Raw genomic sequence first — 19,371 nt, forward strand, 5'->3', positions numbered from 1 at the left:
ACTTCGAGGATGCCCGGGACTGAGAACCAGATCGACATCAAACCCCGCAGCCGCGTCGTCACCGACGGCATCGAAGCGACCACCTCACGTGGCATGCTCCGCGCCGTCGGCATGGGCGACGAGGACTGGGAGAAGCCGCAGATCGGCATCGCGTCGAGCTGGAACGAGATCACGCCCTGCAACCTGAGCCTCGACCGCCTCGCGCAGGGCGCGAAGGAGGGCGTGCACTCCGGCGGCGGCTATCCGCTGCAGTTCGGCACGATCTCGGTCTCCGACGGCATCTCGATGGGCCACGAGGGCATGCACTTCTCGCTCGTCTCGCGCGAGGTCATCGCCGACTCGGTCGAGACGGTCATGATGGCCGAGCGCCTCGACGGCTCGGTGCTGCTCGCGGGCTGCGACAAGTCGATCCCGGGCATGCTCATGGCCTCGGCCCGCCTCGACCTGTCGAGCGTCTTCCTCTACGCGGGGTCCATCGCGCCCGGCTGGGTCAAGCTGTCGGACGGCACCGAGAAGGACGTCACGATCATCGACTCGTTCGAGGCGGTCGGCGCGTGCCTCGCGGGCAAGATGAGCGAAGCGGACCTCAAGCGCATCGAGTGCGCGATCGCGCCCGGCGAGGGCGCGTGCGGCGGGATGTACACCGCCAACACGATGGCCTCCGTCGCCGAGGCCCTCGGCCTGTCGCTGCCGGGCTCGGCAGCGCCGCCGTCGGCGGACCGTCGCCGCGACTACTACGCGCACCGCTCCGGTGAGGCCGTGGTCAACCTGCTGCGCCAGGGCATCACGACGCGCGACATCCTGACGAAGGAGGCGTTCGAGAACGCGATCGCCCTCGCGATGGCGCTCGGCGGCTCGACCAACGTCGTCCTGCACCTGCTCGCGATCGCGCGCGAGGCCGACATCGATCTCACGCTGCACGACTTCAACCGCATCGGCGACAAGGTGCCCCACGTCGCCGACATGAAGCCGTTCGGCAAGTACGTCATGAACGACGTCGACCGCCACGGCGGCATCCCGGTCATCATGAAGGCGATGCTCGACGAGGGGCTGCTGCACGGCGACGCTCTCACGGTCACGGGCAAGACGCTCGCCGAGAACCTCGCCGACCTGGACCCCGATCCCGTCGACGGCACCGTCATCCACTCGTTCGACGACCCGATCCACGCCAAGGGCGGCATCACGATCCTGCACGGCTCGATCGCGCCCGAGGGCGCCGTCGTCAAGTCGGCGGGCTTCGACGCGGACGTGTTCGAGGGTCCGGCGCGCGTCTTCGAGCGCGAGCGTGCGGCGATGGATGCCCTCGAGGCGGGCGAGATCGCCGCCGGCGACGTCGTCGTCATCCGCTACGAAGGGCCCAAGGGCGGGCCGGGCATGCGCGAGATGCTCGCCATCACGGCGGCCATCAAGGGCGCTGGGCTCGGAAAAGATGTACTACTCTTGACGGACGGCAGATTCTCAGGCGGCACAACCGGCCTGTGCATCGGCCACATAGCACCCGAAGCGGTGGACGCTGGTCCGATCGCCTTCGTGCGCGATGGTGATCTGATACGGGTCGATATCGCGGCTCGCACGCTCGACCTACTCGTCGATGATGCAGAGCTCGCCTCCCGCCGCTCCGGCTGGGAGCCGCTACCCCCGCGCTATACCCGTGGCGTCCTTGCCAAGTACTCCCGACTCGTGCGCTCCGCTGCGGAGGGCGCGACGACCGGGTAGCACCCCGCATCCCGCTTCCTATCGAGGATCACCCCATGACTGCCGATTCCCTGCCGGCTGTTCCCCGGCCCCCTGCCCGCGCCTCTTCCGCGCCCGTGCTCACGGGCGCCCAGGCGGTCGTCCGCTCGCTCGAGATGCTCGGCGTGACCGACGTCTTCGGTCTGCCCGGCGGCGCCATCCTCCCCGTCTACGACCCGCTCATGGACTCGACCGAGCTGCGCCACATCCTCGTCCGCCACGAGCAGGGTGCCGGTCACGCCGCCGAGGGCTACGCGGCGGCGTCGAACAAGGTCGGCGTCGCGATCGCGACCTCCGGTCCCGGTGCGACGAACCTGGTGACGGCGATCGCCGACGCCTACATGGACTCGGTGCCGATCGTGTGCATCACGGGCCAGGTGTTCTCGACCCTCATGGGGACGGATGCCTTCCAGGAGGCCGACATCGTGGGCATCACGATGCCCATCACGAAGCACTCGTTCCTGGTGAAGGACGCCTCCGAGATCCCGGGTGCGATCGCCGCCGCGTTCGAGATCGCCGGCACGGGGCGGCCCGGTCCCGTCCTCGTCGACATCACGAAGGACGCCCAGCAGGCCGAAGCGCCGTTCGTCTGGCCGCCCAAGATCGACCTGCCCGGCTACCGTCCCGTCACCAAGGCGCACGGCAAGCAGATCCAGGCGGCGGCCCAGCTGCTCGCCGAGGCCAAGAGGCCCGTGCTGTACGTGGGCGGCGGCGTCATCCGCTCGCAGTCGTCCGCCGAGCTCCTCGCCCTCGCCGAGAGCACCGGCGCGCCCGTCGTGACGACCCTGATGGCGCGCGGTGCGTTCCCCGACTCGCACCCGCAGCACCTCGGAATGCCCGGCATGCACGGCACGGTTCCCGCCGTGCTGGCCCTGCAGGACGCGGACCTGCTCATCTCGCTCGGCGCGCGCTTCGACGATCGCGTGACGGGCAAGGCGGCTCTGTTCGCCCCGAACGCGAAGGTCGTGCACGTCGACATCGACCCCGCAGAGATCTCCAAGATCCGCACGGCCGACGTGCCGATCGTGGGCGACCTGAAGGACGTCCTGGTCGATCTCGCGTCGGCGTTCCGCGCGGCATCCGCCACCACGAAGCCCGACATCGCCGAATGGTGGGCGTTCCTCGACGGCCTGAAGGACGAGTTCCCCCTCGGCTACACCCAGCCCACCGACGGCCTCATGTCGCCGCAGTACGTCATCTCGCGGATCGGCGAGCTGACCGGACCCGAGGGCATCTACGCCTCCGGCGTCGGACAGCACCAGATGTGGGCCGCGCAGTTCATCAAGTACGAGCGGCCGAACGCCTGGCTCAACTCCGGCGGCGCCGGCACGATGGGCTACTCGGTTCCTGCCGCGATGGGGGCCAAGGTCGCCGAGCCCGACCGACAGGTGTGGGCGATCGACGGCGACGGCTGCTTCCAGATGACCAATCAGGAGCTCGCGACCTGCGCGATCAACAACATCCCGATCAAGGTCGCGATCATCAACAACTCCTCGCTCGGCATGGTGCGGCAGTGGCAGACGCTGTTCTACGACGGCCGCTACTCGCACACGAACCTCAACACCGGGCACGGCACCGTGCGCATCCCCGACTTCGTCAAGCTCGCCGAGGCGTACGGCTGCCTCGCGATCCGCGTCGAGAAGGAGGAGGACGTGGATGCCGCGATCCGGACCGCCCTCGAGACGAACGACCGCCCCGTCGTGATCGACTTCGTGGTCTCGGCCGACGCGATGGTGTGGCCCATGGTTCCCCAGGGCGTCAGCAACAGCTACGTCCAGTACGCGCGCGACCACGCGCCCGCCTTCGAGCAGGAGGACTGACCATGTCGAGTCACGTGCTGAGCCTCCTCGTCGAGGACAAGCCGGGTCTGCTGACCCGTGTCGCGGGGCTGTTCGCCCGTCGCGGCTTCAACATCGAATCGCTCGCCGTGGGCGTCACCGAGGTGCCCGGTCTCTCGCGCATCACGGTCGTCGTCGACGTCGACGAACTGCCCCTCGAGCAGGTGACGAAGCAGCTCAACAAGCTGATCAACGTCATCAAGATCGTCGAGCTCGACATGAGCACGTCGGTGCAGCGCGAGCACATGCTCGTCAAGGTGCGCGCCGACAACCAGACGCGCTCGAACGTGCTCGAGGTCGTGAACCTCTTCCGCGGATCGATCGTCGACTACGCGCCCGACGCGCTCGTCGTCGAGGTCACGGGCGACAAGGGCAAGGTCGACGCCTTCCTTCGCGCGCTCGAGCCCTTCGGCATCAAGGAGCTCGCCCAGTCGGGCCTGCTCGCCATCGGCCGCGGTGGCAAATCGATCACCGAGCGCGTCCTGCGCGGCTGACGCATCCATCCGCTTCATCTGAACCCCAGCAATCAAGGAGACACACCCATGGCTGAACTGCTGTACGACGCAGACGCAGACCTCTCGATCGTCCAGGGCAAGAAGGTCGCCATCGTCGGCTACGGCTCGCAGGGTCACGCGCACGCGCAGAACCTCCGCGACTCGGGCGTCGAGGTCGTCATCGCCCTCAAGGACGGCTCGAAGTCGATCGAGAAGGCGACCGAGGACGGCTTCGAGGTCAAGTCCGTCGCCGACGCCGCCCAGTGGGCGGACCTCATCATGATCCTCGCGCCCGATCAGCACCAGCGCGGCATCTACAACGACCACATCAAGCCCTACCTGCGCGACGGCCAGACGCTCGCGTTCGCGCACGGCTTCAACATCCGCTTCGGCTACATCGACGCGCCCGAGGGCGTCGACGTCATCCTCGTCGCGCCGAAGGCCCCCGGCCACACGGTGCGCCGCGAGTACGTCGCGGGCCGCGGCATCCCCGACATCATCGCGGTGGAGCGGGATGCCTCGGGCTCCGCGTGGGCGACTGCGCTCTCGTACGCGAAGGCGATCGGCGGCACGCGTGCCGGCGTCATCAAGACGACCTTCACGGAAGAGACCGAGACCGACCTGTTCGGCGAGCAGTCGGTGCTCTGCGGCGGCACGTCGCAGCTCGTGCAGTACGGCTTCGAGACGCTCGTCGAGGCCGGCTACCAGCCCGAGATCGCCTACTTCGAGGTGCTCCACGAGCTCAAGCTCATCGTCGACCTCATGTGGGAGGGCGGCATCGCCAAGCAGCGCTGGTCGGTCTCCGACACGGCCGAGTACGGCGACTACGTCTCGGGCCCGCGCGTCATCGACCCGAGTGTCAAGGAGAACATGCAGGCGGTGCTCAAGGACATCCAGTCCGGCGCGTTCGCCGAGCGCTTCATCGGAGACCAGGACGCCGGGGCGCCCGAGTTCCTCGAGCTGCGCGAGAAGGCCGCGAAGCACCCCATCGAGGCCGTCGGCCGCGACCTGCGCGCGCTGTTCGCCTGGAAGCAGACGGACTCGGACTACACCGAGGGCTCGGCCGCACGCTGAGTCCCCGTCACGACCACCGCTCCTGATCGGATCGGTCTCGGGCCCGGCCATCACCTCCCACCCGGAGGCGATGGCCGGGCCTCTTTCCGCGAGCATCCCCATCGGGTCGCACACCTCGGCGGGGCCGCGGGTGACGCTACGCTGGTGCCCGTGACACCACGCCCCGACGACGACGCGCTCAGCTGGTCGGGCGACGACGATCCGACCCTCGACGTCGGCACGCCCGGCGCGATCGAGCGCGCCGATGAGATCGACGAGTCCGAGACGGCGATGGATGCCGCACCCGTCGCGCTGCCCAAGGGCTACACGGCCGTCGGACAGGGGAGTGCCGACGTCGGTCGCATCGAGGCCGACGGAAGCGTCGTCATGCCGGGGGACCGCGAGCCCATGAGCAACGCAGCGCTCATCGCGCTCGGCGTCTTCGGCGGCGTCTACCTGCTGTACGTCATCGGCTGGATCATCGGCGGCCTGCGGCTCGAGTTCTTCGCCGTCGCGGCGGTCGCGGCGCCTGCGTACTACGCGTCGCTGCTCTTCGCAGTGCTCGCGCCGATTCTCTGGTTCGCGACGACTTATCTCCTCACCCGCCGGTCGAAGGCGTGGCTGCGGATCGTCTGGTACCTGGCGGGCGTGGTCCTGCTCGTGCCGTGGCCCTTCCTGATGGTCGGGATGGTGGGACAGTGAGCGCACGAATCGGCGACGCGCGTCGCCCGGCTCTGCCGACGTGGCGCATCGCGACCATCGCTGGCCTCTTCGGTCTCTTCTACGCGTATGCCGTCTGGACGGCCCTCGACTTCCTCATCCTGCAGGCGAACGGCTACCTCGGTCTCAACGGCCTGGGATGGTTCGTCCTCCTGTTCGCTGTGGTCTTCCCGATCCTGGTCTTCGCCGCCGCCTTCGCGTTGGGCTGGCGGCGAGTCGCATGGCAGTTCGCCCTGATCCTCCTGACAGGCCTCGCACTTGTTGCGGTGCTGTGGCTCAACGTGCTTGCGTTCGCGACCACCAGCTTCTCTATCTACGGCGGCTGACGGCGACCACGGAGCCTGTGACAGAGCGTCACACGTACGGGCCGGGGCATGTGCGGCCGGTAGGCTTGCGACAGCCTCGCCCCGATGGCGTGCGGCGTGGCATCCGTCGTCTTCTCGCGCTGTCGCGCACCGCAGCCACAAAGGATCCACCCGTGACGAAGCCCGTCGTGCTCATCGCCGAAGAACTCTCGCCCGCCACGATCGACGCACTCGGGCCCGACTTCGACGTGCGCCACGTCGACGGCACCGATCGCCCGGCCCTGCTCGAGGCGCTCGCTGAGGCGAACGCGGTGCTCGTGCGGTCGGCGACGAAGATCGATGCCGAGGCTCTCGCAGCGGCACCCGTGCTCAAGGTGGTCGCCCGCGCGGGCGTCGGCCTCGACAACGTCGACATCAAGGCCGCGACGACGGCGGGCGTCATGGTGGTCAACGCCCCGACATCCAACATCATCTCGGCCGCCGAGCTCACCATCGGCCACATCCTGTCGCTCGCGCGCCGCATCCCCGCCGCGCACGCCTCCCTCGCGCAGGGGCAGTGGAAGCGCAGCGCCTACACGGGCACCGAGCTGTTCGAGAAGACGGTCGGGATCATCGGCCTCGGCCGCATCGGCGCCCTCATCGCGGCACGCCTGCAGGCGTTCGACATGCGCGTCATCGCGTACGACCCCTACGTCACGAGCGCCCGCGCGCAGCAGCTCGGCGTGCAGCTGGTCTCGCTCGACGAACTCGTCGAGCAGAGCGACTTCATCACGATCCACATGCCCAAGACGCCCGAGACGACGGGCATGATCGGCATCGACCAGTTCCGCCTCATGAAGCGCACGGCCTACGTCGTGAACGTCGCCCGCGGCGGCCTCATCGACGAGGAGGCGCTCTTCAAGGCGCTCACGACCGACGAGATCGCCGGCGCGGGGCTCGACGTCTTCACGACCGAGCCCCCCGTGGAGGGCGGCTCCGCGCGGATGCTCCTCGACCTGCCGAACGTCGTCGTGACCCCGCACCTCGGCGCGTCGACCGAGGAGGCGCAGGAGAAGGCGGGCGTCTCGGTCGCCAACTCGGTGCGCCTGGCGCTCGGCGGAGACTTGGTTCCGGATGCCGTCAACGTCGCGGGCGGCGTCATCGACCCCTACGTGCGGCCCGGCATCCCGCTCGTCGAGAAGCTCGGCCAGATCTTCGCCGCCATCGCCCACTCGCCGCTCACGTCGCTCGACGTCGAGGTGCACGGCGAGCTGCAGGCGTACGACGTGTCGGTGCTCAAGCTCGCGGCTCTCAAGGGCCTCTTCACGAACATCGTGAGCGAGACCGTGTCGTACGTGAACGCGCCCCTGCTCGCCGAGCAGCGCGGTGTCGAGGTGCGTCTGCTCGTCGACGACGACAGCCCCGAGTACCGCAACGTGATCACGCTGCGCGGCGCGCTGTCGGACGGCTCGCAGCTCTCGGTGTCGGGAACGCTCACGGGCACGAAGCAGGTCGAGAAGCTCGTCGCGATCAATGACTACGCGATCGAGCTGCCGATCGAGAAGCACCACATCGTCATGCTCTACACCGATCGCCCCGGCATCGTGGCGGTCTACGGCCAGAAGTTCGGCGAGGCGGGCATCAACATCGCCGGCATGCAGATCGCGCGTCGGACGGCCGGCGGCCAGGCGCTCTCGGTGCTGACGGTCGACTCTCCCGTGCCGGACGCGCTCCTCGACGAGGTGCGCTCGGCGATCCACGCGGACCTCTTCCGCGAGATCGAGATCACCGAGGCATGACCGCTCGCAGCGCCCGTTAGCACGGCCGCGGCACGCGCGTCCACGGTTGGCTCGGCGCCGAGGCCGTGCCGTACGGTGACAACGACCCCGTCGATAGGACCCCCGTGACCGACGCCGCGCCACCCCCGCCCCTGACCGCCCCCGCCGACGCCGGATCGCCCGCCGTCCAGCTGACCGGGCTCACCAAGAGATTCGGCGAGAAGCTCGCCGTCGATGCGCTCGACCTCACGGTGCCGGTCGGATCGTTCTACGGGCTCGTCGGCCCGAACGGCGCGGGCAAGACCACGACGCTCGCCATGGCGACGGGGCTGCTGGTCCCCGACGCCGGCACCGCGGTCGTCGGCGGGATCGACGTATGGCGGGATCCGGTGCGCGCGAAGGCGCTCATCGGCAATCTCGCCGACGGCGTCAAGCTCTTCGACCGCCTCACGGGCGAGCAGCTCATCACCTACAACGGGATGCTGTTCGGTCTCGACCGCGCGACCGTCGCAGAGCGCGCAGCCGACCTGCTGCGCATCCTCGACCTCGAGGATGCAGCGGGGACGCTCGTCGTGGACTACTCGGCCGGTATGACCAAGAAGATCGCGCTGGCGTGCGCGCTCGTGCATGCGCCCCGCATCCTCGTGCTCGACGAGCCCTTCGAATCCGTCGATCCCGTATCGGCGGCCAACATCCGCGACATCCTCACCGAGTTCGTGCGCGGCGGAGGGACGGTCATCGTCTCGAGCCACGTCATGGATCTCGTGCAGCGGATGTGCGACCACGTCGCGGTGGTCTCGGCAGGGCGCGTGCTCGCGGCGGGGACGGTGGACGAGGTGCGCGGCGGCGAGAGCCTCGAGGACCGCTTCGTCGAGCTCGTCGGAGGGCGCCACCACGCACAGGAGCCGGAATGGTTGCGACGCTCGTAAGGCTGCGGCTGCAGGTCCTCGCGAACAACCTGCGTCGCAGCACGTGGCAGCTCGTAGCCACGATCATCGGCGGGCTGTACGCGCTCGGGATGCTGGCACTCCTCGTCGCCGGATGCATCGCCCTCGGCGTCGCCGCGCCCGTCGAGGTCACGACGACCATCATCGTCCTGGGGGGTGCCGCTCTCACCGTGGGGTGGACGGCCTTCCCCGTGCTGCTGACGGGCATCGAGCAGACGCTCGATCCCTCGCGGCTGGCTCAGTTCCCGATCCCCGTCCGCACGCTGCTCGTGGCCCTCACGGCGGTCGGGGTGCTCGGCATCCCGGGCATCGTCACGGTTGTCGCGGGCCTCGCCACCGCCGCCGCGTGGTTCCGCCATCCCGTCGCGGCGGCCGCAGCGGTCGTGTGCTCGCTGCTGGGCGTGCTGATCGCGATCGTCGGCTCGCGCGCGGTCGCCTCGGCCAGCACGGGACTGCAGGGCAGCCGACGAGCACGCGAGCTCACCGGCATCCTGATCCTCATCCCGCTGATCCTCCTGGGGCCCATCATCGTCGGCTTGATGCAGGGCGTGCGCAGCTCGATCGATGTGCTCCCCGCGGTCGCGACCGCGCTCGGCTGGTCGCCCCTGGGGGCCGCATGGGCCGTTCCCGGGGCGGTCGCGGCCGGTGACGCGGGCGGCGCGCTGCTGAGGCTGCTGATCGCGAGCGGGACGCTCGCGCTGCTGGTGCTGATGTGGCGGGCAGCGCTCTCGCGCGCCCTCGTTTCTCCGGCGCGCGCCACGACGCGAGCCGTCGCGAGCGGCCGGATCGGCGCGTTCGGCTGGGTGCCGCAGACGCCCGCCGGAGCCGTCGCGGCACGGTGTCTCAGCTACTGGCGCAGGGACCCCCGATACACGCGGCAGCTGATCTCGGTGCAGCTCATCCCGCTGCTGCTGTGGTTCTACTCGAGCCTGAACGACTCGTCGGCGCTGATGCTGTGGGTCGGTCCGCTCACGGGCTTCATCTTCGCCCTCGCCCTCGCGACGGACATCTCGTACGACGGCACGGCGTTCGCGACGCACCTCGTCGCGGGCGTCCGCGGGCGCGCGGATCGGCTCGGGCGGCTCGGGGCGCTCGCCTCGTTCGCGGTGCCGATCACCGTGCTCTTCTCGATCGGCGGGGTCGCGCTCACCGGCGAATGGCAGCACCTGCCGTCGATCCTCGGACTCGCTCTCGGAGCGCTCCTGGCCGGGTTCGGCGCCGTGAGCATCTCGTCCGCGCGGTTCGTGATGCCCGTGCCGGCCGCCGGTGACAACCCCTTCAAGTCGGCGCCCGGTGCCACGTTCACGACCGGTCTGCAGATCTTCGTCGTGTGGGGCGTCGTGCTCGCCCTCCTCGTGCCGACCGCGGTGCTGGTGATCCTCGGCTTCATCACCGGATCGGCCGTGTTCGGCTGGAGCGCACTCGTCGTGGGCGTCGTCGTCGGCCTCGCCGCGCTCCTCGTCGGCGTACGCGTCGGCGGTGCCGTGCTCGATCGCTCCGGGCCCGCGCTGCTCCTGCAGCTGCGGCGGCTCCAGGGGGCGTGAGCGCTCAGTCGCGGATGGCGCGCTGCACGAGCGCGACGAGCGCCTCCATCGCGGCGCCGCGGGGGACCGGACCCGGGATCGAGCCGCCTTCGAGGGCGTTGTTGAAGTAGAGCCCGTCGCTCACGAGCATCACGAGATCGAGGGACGCCTCGTCCTTCGCATGCGGGCGGATCGCATCCGCCCACAGCTCGCGCACGTTGCGCAGGGCGTCCGAGGCGGCGGCGTTGCCCGACTGCGCGAGTCGCGCGGTCGCGAGGATCGCGCGATCGATCGGGTCGTTCTGCATGACGGACGATCGCAGGAAGTAGGCGACCGCTCCGTCGGGGGCCGCGTTCATCGCGGCGACATCGTCGTCGACGAGCGCACGCAGGCGGGCCAGGATGCCGGCCTCGAGGGCCTCCTTCGAGGCGAAGTGGTAGAGCAGGCCGCCCTTCGAGACGCCCGCGGCGCGGGCCGTGGCATCCATCGTCGCCGCTCTCTCGCCGTCCTCCACGAGGATCCCCTCGAACGCGTCGAGCACCTTCTCGCGGGCGAGGGGAGGGCGACTCATGGGCTCGATCGTATCGACAGCGTGGTCATGACCCTGATACTATACCGGCTGGACGGTATAGAAACTGAGGCACTGTCATGACCACCGAAACGATCACCGAGGCGATCCGCGCTGAGAAGACCCAGCGGGTCGGCTGGCGCGGCTGGGCGGCGCTCGTCGTGCTCATGCTCCCGGTGCTGCTCGTGTCGGTCGACAACACGGTCCTGAGCTTCGCCCTGCCGGCGATCGCCCTGGATCTCGAGCCGACGAGCGCGCAGCAGCTGTGGATCATCGACGCCTACCCGCTCGTGCTCGCCGGTCTGCTCGTCACGATGGGCACCCTGGGCGACCGCTTCGGACGGCGACGGATGCTGCTGATCGGCGCCACCGGCTTCGCGGCCGTGTCGGCGCTCGCGGCGTTCGCCCCCAACGCCGAGCTGCTCATCGCTGCGCGCGCGCTCATGGGCGTCTTCGGAGCCATGCTGATGCCGTCGACCCTGTCGCTCCTGCGCAGCATCTTCACCGATCGTGATCAGCGACGCTTCGCGATCGCGGTGTGGGCGTCGATGTTCTCGGCGGGCGCGGCGCTCGGGCCCATCGTGGGCGGCATCCTGCTCGAGCACTTCGCGTGGGGCGCGGTCTTCCTCATGGCCGTCCCTGTGCTCGTGCCGCTGCTCTTGCTGGCGCCGATCCTCGTGCCCGAGAGCCGTGACCCGAACCCGGGGCGCATCGATCCGATCAGCATCGTGCTGTCGCTCGCGACCATGATCCCGATCGTCTACGCGATCAAGGAGCTCGCGGTGCACGGCGTCGCGTCGCTCGCGTGGGTGTGGTTCGCCGTCGGCATCGTGTTCGGGTGGCTCTTCGTGCGCCGCCAGCTCAAGGCCGAGACGCCCATGCTCGACATGCGGCTCTTCCAGAACGCGACCTTCAGCGGGGCGCTGCTGGTGAACCTCCTGAGCGTCGTGGGCCTCGTGGGATTCCTGTTCTTCGTCGCGCAGCACCTGCAGCTGGTCGTCGGGCTGAGCCCGATGGTCGCGGGCTTCGCGCTCGTGCCGGGCCTTGCGGCGATGATCGCCTCGGGACTCATCGTGGTGCCGATCGCCAAGCGCGTGCCGCCGCGGATCGTCGTACCCGCCGCTCTGACGTTCTCGGTGCTCGGCTATGTCGCGGTCGCCTTCGCAACCGGTCCCGAGAGCCTCGCGCTGCTCATCGGCGCGTTCGTCTCGCTCGGCATCGGCATCGGCGCGGCCGAGACCGTCTCGAACGAGCTCATCCTCGCGAGCGCGCCTCCGGCGAAGGCGGGCGCAGCCAGCGCGGTGTCCGAGACCGCCTACGAGCTGGGTGCGGTCCTGGGAACGGCCGTGCTGGGCGGCATCCTCACCGCCCTCTACCGGGCCAACCTCGTTCTGCCCGCGGGGCTGCCCGTCGAGGCGGCGCACGCCGCGGGCGAGACGCTCGCCGGCGCGGTCCATGCGGCGGATGAGATCGGCGGATCGCTGGGCGCGGCGGTGCAGGATGCCGCGGCCCACGCATTCGACGCGGGGGTCGGCACGACGGCGCTCATCGGTGCCGGTCTGGTCGTGCTCGCCGCCGTCATCGCGGCGATGACGCTCGGCCGCCGCCGGTCCTGACCGGTGCGCCGCTTCGCCGAACCCACCATCTTTTCGCGAACCCACCCCGTTTTGCGCGCTGAGGCGGGTGGATTCGCGAGAAGTGGGTGGCTTCGCGCAGAACTGAGGATGAGGATCCGCGCCGGTAGGCTGGCGGGATGCCGCGCACGTTCCCGAACGACACCGTCAAGCTCGCCGTCATCCCTGGTGACGGCATCGGTCCCGAGGTGATCGCCGAGGCCGAGAAGGTCCTCGACGCCGCGACGGCGGGGAGCGGCATCCGCTTCGACAAGACGCACTTCTCCCTCGGCGCCGACCGGTTCCTCGACACCGGCGACACGCTGACCGACGCCGATCTCGAGGCGATCAAGGGGCACGACGCGATCCTGCTCGGCGCCGTCGGCGGCGTGCCCGGCGACCCGCGCCTGAAGGACGCCAACATCGAGCGGGGACTGCTGCTGAAGCTGCGCTTCGAGCTCGACCACTACGTCAATCTGCGTCCGTCGAAGCTCTACCCCGGCGTTCCCGGACCGCTCGCCGAGCCGGGCGACATCGACTTCGTCGTCGTGCGCGAAGGCACCGAGGGCCCGTACGTCGGCAACGGCGGGTCGATCCGCCGCGGCACGCCCCACGAAGTCGCGAACGAGACCTCGGTCAACACCGCCTACGGCATCGAGCGCGTCGTGCGGTTCGCCTTCGACCTCGCCGAGCAGCGCCGCAAGCAGGTCACGCTCGTGCACAAGACGAACGTGCTCGTGCACGCCGGCGGGATGTGGAAGCGGATCGTGGATGCCGTGGCATCGGAGCATCCCGACGTCGCCGTAGACTATCTGCACGTCGACGCGGCAACGATCTTCCTGGTCACGAACCCGGGCCGCTTCGACGTGATCGTCACCGACAACCTCTTCGGCGACATCCTCACGGATCTGGCAGGCGCCGTCACCGGTGGCATCGGCCTCGCCGCTTCGGGCAACATCAACCCCGACGGCACGTTCCCCTCGATGTTCGAGCCCGTGCACGGATCGGCGCCCGACATCGCAGGACAACAGAAGGCCGACCCTACGGCCGCGATCCTCTCCATCGCCCTGCTGCTCGATCACCTCGGGCTCACGGACGAAGCGGACCGCGTCACCACCGCGGTCGAGGCCGACATCGCGCACCGCGACGGCACTGCCCGCCCGACGTCCGAGATCGGCGACGCGATCGTCGCTCGGCTGCAGGCGTAACATTCGACGCAAGAGACCACAGGACGTGACATGACCCTCATCGACTCCGATCCCGACACGGGACTCGCCCCGCTGCAGTTCGCGGTGACGAAGAACCTCAACGCCAAGACCACCGCGCAGCGCGACGAGATCCTGCAGAGCCCGGGCTTCGGCACGAGCTTCACCGACCACATGGTCGACATCTGCTGGTCCGTAGGCGGCGGCTGGCACCGCCCGCGCGTCCAGCCGTACGGCCCGCTCTCGCTCGATCCCGCCGCCGCGGTGCTGCACTACGGGCAGGAGATCTTCGAAGGCATCAAGGCCTACCGCCACGCCGACGGCTCGATCCACACGTTCCGCCCCGACCAGAACGGCCGGCGCCTGCAGCGCTCCGCGCGCCGGCTCGCGCTGCCCGAGCTCCCGGTCACCTACTTCATCCAGTCCCTCCGCGAGCTCATCGCCGTCGACGGGGCCTGGGTGCCCTCCGGCGCCGACCAGAGCCTGTACCTGCGGCCCTTCATGTTCGCGAAGGAGGCGTTCCTGGGCGTGCGTCCGGCCAACAAGGTCGGGTACTACGTCATCGCGTCTCCGGCCGGGGCGTACTTCACCGGTGGTGTGCGCCCCGTCTCGATCTGGCTGAGCGAGGACTACGCCCGCGCCGGCAAGGGCGGCACGGGAGCGGCGAAGACCGGCGGCAACTACGCCGCGTCGCTGCTGCCGCAGTCCGAGGCGTACGAGAACGAGTGCGACCAGGTGGTCTTCCTCGATCAGGATCGCAACGTCGAAGAGCTCGGCGGCATGAACGTCGTGTTCGTCTTCAAGGACGGCACCATCGTGACGCCCGAGTCGCCGTCGATCCTCGAGGGGATCACCCGCGACTCGATCCTGCAGCTCGCGAAGGACCGCGGCCACAAGGTCGAGGGCCGCAACGTGTCACTCGACGAGTGGCGACAGGGCGTGGCATCCGGCGACATCGTCGAGGTGTTCGCGTGCGGCACCGCCGCCGTCGTCACGCCGATCGGCGTGCTCAAGGGCCGAGACTTCTTCGACGAGCAGCCCCTCGGCGAGCTCGCCCTGTCGTTGCGCGAGGAGCTCACCGACATCCAGTACGGCCGCCGCGAGGACAAGCACGGCTGGCTCGTCCGCCTCGACGGCTGAGGAGTGGTCGATAGGCTGAACGGGTGAGGATCGCACGCTTCAGCCATCAGGACGCCATCCGCTTCGGCATCGTCGACGGGGGCGAGCTCGTCGTCCTGAACGGCGACCCGATGTTCGCGGGCTTCGACACGACGGGGGAGCGCGTGCCGATCGGCGACGTCGCGCTCCTGGCGCCCGTCATCCCGCGCTCCAAGGTCGTGTGCGTCGGCCGCAACTATCGGGATCACGCGGCGGAGCTCGGCAATGACGTGCCCACGGCACCCATGCTGTTCTTCAAGCCGAACACCTCGGTCGTCGGTCCCGGCGACGCCGTCGTGCTGCCGAAGCACTCCGATTTCATCAGCTTCGAAGGAGAGCTCGCGGCCGTCGTCGGGCGCATCGCCAAGAACGTGTCGGCCGAGAACGCGCTCGACTACGTCTTCGGCTACACGATCGGCAACGACCTCACGGCGCGGGACTGGCAGAAGAGCGACGGGCAGTGGGCGCGTGCGAAGGGCTTCGACACATCGTGTCCGCTGGGCCCGGCGATCGAGACCGAGTTCGACCCCTCCGGCGACGCCGTCATCACGACGCGCCTCAACGGCGAGGTTCGCCAGCAGGGGCCGATCGCCGACATGATCTTCTCGCTCGCCGAGATCATCGAGTACGCCTCGGCGGCGTTCACCCTGCTCCCGGGCGACGTCGTCCTCACGGGCACGCCGGCCGGCGTCGGCCAGATCGTCGCGGGCGACGTCGTCGAGGTCGAGATCTCAGGGCTCGGCATCCTGCGCAACACCGCTCGCGACGCGGGATGACCGACACCTCCCTCGATCTGGCACGCATCCAGCGCCGCACCGTCTGGGTGCTGTCGCTCGGCCAGGTCCTGGGCGGCATCGCGTTCGGCGCGACGCTGTCCCTCGGCGCCGTGCTCGCCGCGGAGATCTCGGGTGACGAGGCGTTCTCCGGTCTGGCAGCCGCCGCGGTCACCTTCGGCACCGCCGCGATCGCCGTGCCCCTGGCGGCGCTCGCGCGAAGGTTCGGCAGACGAGTCGCGCTCACGAGCGGCATGGCGACGGCCCTCGTCGGCGTCGTGCTCGTCGTCACGGCGATCGGCCTGCGGTCGTTCCCTCTGCTGCTGGTCTCCTTTCTGCTGGTGGGCGGCGGGCAGGCGGCGAATCTGCAGACGCGCTTCGCCGCCGCCGACCTCGCGACCGACGCGACGCGCGGCCGCGACCTGTCGATCGTGGTGTGGGCGACGACGATCGGCGCCGTCCTCGGGCCGAATCTGACAGGGCCGGGGGAGCTCGTCGGGGATGCGATCGGGATGCCGCCCCTGAGCGGCCCCTACCTGTTCACGATCGTCGGACAGCTGCTGGCGATCGGGCTGTATCTGGTCCTGCTGCGACCCGATCCGCTCGTTCTGGCGCAGCGGATCGTCGCCGATCGTGCGGAGAGCGCGGCCCGGGGCGGCGCCATCGCGAAGGCCGATCGGCCGTCCGTCGCCCGCTATGCGATCTTCGCGATCGCCGCCGCGCACGGGGTCATGGTGTCGGTCATGGCGATGACGCCGGTCCACCTCCTGCACCACGGCGCCGACCTCGCGATCATCGGCCTCACCCTGAGTCTGCACATCGCGGGCATGTACGCGCTCGCTCCGGTCTTCGGCGTCCTCGCCGACCGGCTCGGCCGCGTGTCGACGATCCTGGTCGGGCAGGCCCTGCTCGTCGCGGCGCTGCTCACGGCGTCGTTCGGGCAGGAGTCGAACGCGGCGGTCACGGTCGGACTCGTGCTGCTCGGGCTGGGCTGGAGCGCGACGACGGTTGCCGGCTCCGCCCTCCTGACCGAGGCGTCGTCGGAGGAGCGGCGCACACGACGGCAGGGGCTCAGCGACTTCACGATGAGCATGGTCGCCGGCGTCGGCGCGATCCTCGCCGGTGTGGTGCTGGGCTGGATCGGGTACGGCGGGCTCGCGCTCACGGTCGGCGTGCTCGTCGTCGCCGTCGCCGCGCTCTCGCCCCTCGGGCGGCGCTCTCCGGCGCTCGCTTAGCTGACCTGGATCGAGATCAGGATGCCCAGATCGAGGTCTGCAGGTCGCTGAGCAACGCTGCGCCGTCGACGTTGGTGGCAGATGAGTAGATCCACACGTCGCCGCGTGTGACGACGGTCTCGACGGTGTCGACCGGGAACTGCTCGTTGGGGGTCGTGAGAGTGCACGTGTCGCCCTCGCCCTGCGGTCCTGCTCCGCATGTCCAGCCCTGCGCGCCGAGGTCCGTGATCGCCGCGTCGGCGGCGGCGGTGTCGGTCGTGCTGATCAGCAGCAGGAACCCCGTCGCGTCGCCTTGGATCCAGTCGCAGCCCAGGGCGAGCGTCGCGCCCTGCGGCGCGGGACGCACGAAACCCACGCCGTCGCCCTGCAGGGTCATCTGATCGACCGTCGCCGCGCGAGTTGCTGCCGTGCCCACCTGGGCGCAGTCGGTGGGCAGGTTCGCGGCGGAGGGCGGATCGGTCGGGTCCGGCGAGGGAGTGAGCGAGGGGCCGGGGCTGTGTGACGGCGGGGGAGTCGTGGCGGAGCCGCCGGGATCCGTCGCGCACGCCGCGAGAGCGAGGGCGAGGGCGGCACACGCCGCCAGGGCGAGAGAAGTTCGACGGAGCATGACGTGCCTCTCTGTGGGAGCTGCTGTGCCCGAGCCTACGTGGCGCGAGAGGTCCGCGCATCGGCGTCGGTAGAATCGTGAGGATGCCTTCCTCACCCCATCCCCGCACCACGACCGCAGCCGGCGCCGACGTCCGCGTCCGGTTCTGCCCCTCGCCGACGGGTCTTCCGCACGTCGGAATGGTCCGCACGGCGCTCTACAACTGGGCGTACGCACGGCACACGGGCGGAAAGATGATCTTCCGCGTGGAGGACACCGATGCCGCGCGCGACAGCGAAGAGAGCTATCGCCAGCTCGTCGACGCGCTGACGTGGCTCGAGATCGACTGGGACGAAGGCGTCGAGAAGGGCGGTCCGCACGAGCCGTACCGTCAGTCGCAGCGCGGTGAGATCTATGCGGGCGTCCTGCAGAAGCTCATCGACGCGGGTGCGGTGTACGAGTCGTACTCGACAGCCGAAGAGATCGATGCGCGCAACGAGGCCGCCGGCCGGGCGAAGCAGCTGGGCTACGACAACTTCGACCGCACGCTGACCGACGAGCAGAAGGCGGCCTTCCGCGCCGAGGGCCGCGAGCCCGCGTGGCGCGTGCGCGTGCCCGAGCACGACGTCACCTACGTCGACCTCATCCGCGGCGAGGTGACCTTCCCGGCAGGGTCGTTCCCCGACTTCGTCGTCGTGCGCGCGGGCGGACAGCCTCTCTACACGTTCACCAATCCCGTGGACGATGCGCTCATGGGCATCACGCACGTCATCCGCGGCGAAGACCTGATGCCCTCGACCGCCCGCCAGCTCGCGCTGTACGCCGCGCTGATCGATGCCGGCGTCACCGACTTCGTGCCGCGATTCGGCCACATGCCGCTCGTGCTCGGCGAGACCGGCAACAAGAAGCTGTCCAAGCGCGACCCGCAGGCCGATCTGTTCCTGCAGCGCGAGAAGGGCTTCATCCACGAGGGTCTGCTCAACTACCTCGCCCTGCTCGGCTGGTCGATCGGCCCCGACCGGGACATCTTCTCGCTCGAGGAGTTCACGGCGGCCTTCGACATCGTGAACGTCAACCCGAACCCGGCGCGCTTCGACCAGAAGAAGGCCGAGTCGATCAACGGCGACCACATCCGCATGCTCGCTCCCGATGACTTCGCCGCGCGCATCGTGCCCTACCTGCGCGCGGCCGGGGTGCTCGGCGACGAGCTCACTCCCGAGCAGAGCGCGCTGATCGCGGCATCCGCCCCACTCGTCCAGGAGCGCGTGCAGCTTCTCGGAGAGGTGCCGGGGATGCTGGGCTTCCTCTTCACCGACGAGCTGACCTACGCCGAGGACGCCCTGTCGGCGCTCCCCGCGAACGCGGGCGAGGTGCTCGTCGCCTCGGTCGGCGCCCTCGAGCTCGTGCCCGAGGCGGAGTTCACCGCCGCCGCGGTGCAGGAGGCGCTGTCCACGGCGCTCATCGACGGCCTGGGGCTCAAGCCGCGCGTCGCCTACGGCCCGCCCCGTGTCGCGATCAGCGGACGTCGCATCTCGCCCCCTCTCTTCGAGTCGATGGAGCTCCTCGGCAAGGCCGAATCCATCCGCCGGCTGGGTGCGCTCGTGGCCCGCGTGGGCTGACCGACCCGACACGCCGGGTTTGGCCTCGCCGTCGAAGTCGACTAAGCTTGATCTTCGGCACGGCTTCGGTCGAGGCCATTGGGGTATGGTGTAATTGGCAACACGGAGGTTTCTGGTACCTTTGTTCTTGGTTCGAGTCCAGGTACCCCAGCTCGAAAAAACCCCCGGTCATCCGGGGGTTTTTCGTTTGCGCCGACACGGTTGCAGGGCCATGTCCGTGACGTGACGAAGGCGGCGTGGGCT

The 19,371-nt window shown here is 69.6% G+C and carries 17 protein-coding genes and 1 tRNA gene; 16 read left to right on the forward strand and 2 right to left on the reverse strand.

The genetic code is table 11. The annotated features are described in order from the left end of the window. The first annotated feature begins 9 nt into the window (after positions 1 to 9). The 9 genes from ilvD to ACTIFV_RS09055 all read left to right on the forward strand — a co-directional run bounded on the left by ilvD (position 10) and on the right by ACTIFV_RS09055 (position 10,392). Entirely contained in the window at positions 10 to 1,716 is a 1,707-nt protein-coding gene (gene ilvD, locus ACTIFV_RS09015; protein ID WP_439592453.1) for a dihydroxy-acid dehydratase, read from the forward strand. 35 nt (positions 1,717 to 1,751) lie between these two features. After that, positions 1,752 to 3,554, forward strand: a complete 1,803-nt coding sequence (locus ACTIFV_RS09020) for an acetolactate synthase large subunit (protein WP_439592454.1) — start codon at positions 1,752 to 1,754, stop codon at positions 3,552 to 3,554. Positions 3,555 to 3,556: 2 nt separating this feature from the next. Further along, the gene (ilvN, locus tag ACTIFV_RS09025) at positions 3,557 to 4,066 is read left to right on the forward strand and encodes an acetolactate synthase small subunit (protein ID WP_439592455.1); all 510 of its coding nucleotides are present in this window, start codon (positions 3,557 to 3,559) and stop codon (positions 4,064 to 4,066) included. 48 nt (positions 4,067 to 4,114) lie between these two features. Further along, positions 4,115 to 5,140, forward strand: a complete 1,026-nt coding sequence (ilvC, locus tag ACTIFV_RS09030) for a ketol-acid reductoisomerase (RefSeq protein WP_439592456.1) — start codon at positions 4,115 to 4,117, stop codon at positions 5,138 to 5,140. 150 nt (positions 5,141 to 5,290) lie between these two features. After that, positions 5,291 to 5,821 (forward strand): DNA polymerase III subunit gamma/tau, encoded by a 531-nt coding sequence (locus ACTIFV_RS09035; RefSeq protein WP_439592457.1) that lies wholly within the window; start codon positions 5,291 to 5,293, stop codon positions 5,819 to 5,821. Next, positions 5,818 to 6,165, forward strand: a complete 348-nt coding sequence (locus ACTIFV_RS09040; RefSeq protein ID WP_439592458.1) for a bacitracin resistance protein — start codon at positions 5,818 to 5,820, stop codon at positions 6,163 to 6,165. Before ACTIFV_RS09035 ends, ACTIFV_RS09040 begins: the two co-directional genes overlap by 4 nt. Positions 6,166 to 6,317: 152 nt before the next feature. After that, a complete protein-coding gene (gene serA, locus ACTIFV_RS09045) occupies positions 6,318 to 7,922 on the forward strand; it encodes a phosphoglycerate dehydrogenase (RefSeq protein ID WP_439592459.1) in 1,605 nt (534 codons plus the stop codon). 104 nt (positions 7,923 to 8,026) lie between these two features. Further along, positions 8,027 to 8,830: an ABC transporter ATP-binding protein gene (locus tag ACTIFV_RS09050; RefSeq protein ID WP_439592460.1), complete on the forward strand. Its 804-nt coding sequence runs from the start codon at positions 8,027 to 8,029 to the stop codon at positions 8,828 to 8,830. Continuing rightward, positions 8,812 to 10,392: a transporter gene (locus tag ACTIFV_RS09055; RefSeq protein ID WP_439592461.1), complete on the forward strand. Its 1,581-nt coding sequence runs from the start codon at positions 8,812 to 8,814 to the stop codon at positions 10,390 to 10,392. Before ACTIFV_RS09050 ends, ACTIFV_RS09055 begins: the two co-directional genes overlap by 19 nt. Before the next feature lie 4 nt (positions 10,393 to 10,396). Here the strand turns inward: ACTIFV_RS09055 and ACTIFV_RS09060 are convergent, their stop codons facing one another. After that, positions 10,397 to 10,942 carry a TetR/AcrR family transcriptional regulator gene (locus ACTIFV_RS09060; protein WP_439592462.1) on the reverse strand — a complete coding sequence of 182 codons (546 nt, stop codon included), beginning with the start codon at positions 10,940 to 10,942 and terminating at the stop codon, positions 10,397 to 10,399. A gap of 77 nt (positions 10,943 to 11,019) precedes the next feature. Between ACTIFV_RS09060 and ACTIFV_RS09065 the strand changes: the two genes are divergently transcribed. From ACTIFV_RS09065 to ACTIFV_RS09085, 5 genes are all read left to right on the forward strand, one after another. Continuing rightward, positions 11,020 to 12,555, forward strand: a complete 1,536-nt coding sequence (locus tag ACTIFV_RS09065) for an MFS transporter (protein ID WP_439592463.1) — start codon at positions 11,020 to 11,022, stop codon at positions 12,553 to 12,555. A 137-nt stretch (positions 12,556 to 12,692) separates the two neighbouring features. Beyond that, on the forward strand, positions 12,693 to 13,760 hold the full coding sequence (locus ACTIFV_RS09070) for a 3-isopropylmalate dehydrogenase (RefSeq protein WP_439592464.1): 1,068 nt from the start codon (positions 12,693 to 12,695) through the stop codon (positions 13,758 to 13,760). A gap of 30 nt (positions 13,761 to 13,790) precedes the next feature. After that, positions 13,791 to 14,897 carry a branched-chain amino acid aminotransferase gene (locus ACTIFV_RS09075; RefSeq protein WP_439592465.1) on the forward strand — a complete coding sequence of 369 codons (1,107 nt, stop codon included), beginning with the start codon at positions 13,791 to 13,793 and terminating at the stop codon, positions 14,895 to 14,897. A 23-nt stretch (positions 14,898 to 14,920) separates the two neighbouring features. After that, entirely contained in the window at positions 14,921 to 15,691 is a 771-nt protein-coding gene (locus ACTIFV_RS09080) for a fumarylacetoacetate hydrolase family protein (RefSeq protein WP_439592466.1), read from the forward strand. After that, positions 15,688 to 16,923: an MFS transporter gene (locus ACTIFV_RS09085; protein ID WP_439592467.1), complete on the forward strand. Its 1,236-nt coding sequence runs from the start codon at positions 15,688 to 15,690 to the stop codon at positions 16,921 to 16,923. The genes ACTIFV_RS09080 and ACTIFV_RS09085 overlap by 4 nt, the downstream gene beginning before the upstream one ends. Positions 16,924 to 16,939: 16 nt before the next feature. Here ACTIFV_RS09085 and ACTIFV_RS09090 read toward each other — a convergent pair whose 3' ends face one another. Continuing rightward, a complete protein-coding gene (locus ACTIFV_RS09090) occupies positions 16,940 to 17,530 on the reverse strand; it encodes a hypothetical protein (protein WP_439592468.1) in 591 nt (196 codons plus the stop codon). Between the two features lie 83 nt (positions 17,531 to 17,613). Between ACTIFV_RS09090 and gltX the strand changes: the two genes are divergently transcribed. Both gltX and ACTIFV_RS09100 read left to right on the forward strand, forming a co-directional pair. Further along, positions 17,614 to 19,128: a glutamate--tRNA ligase gene (gltX, locus tag ACTIFV_RS09095; protein WP_439592469.1), complete on the forward strand. Its 1,515-nt coding sequence runs from the start codon at positions 17,614 to 17,616 to the stop codon at positions 19,126 to 19,128. Positions 19,129 to 19,207: 79 nt separating this feature from the next. Then, positions 19,208 to 19,279, forward strand: a tRNA-Gln gene (locus ACTIFV_RS09100). The last annotated feature ends 92 nt before the right edge of the window (positions 19,280 to 19,371 follow it).

It is taken from the genome of Microbacterium sp. (assembly GCF_051860965.1).
Taxonomy (GTDB): Bacteria; Actinomycetota; Actinomycetes; order Actinomycetales; family Microbacteriaceae; genus Microbacterium.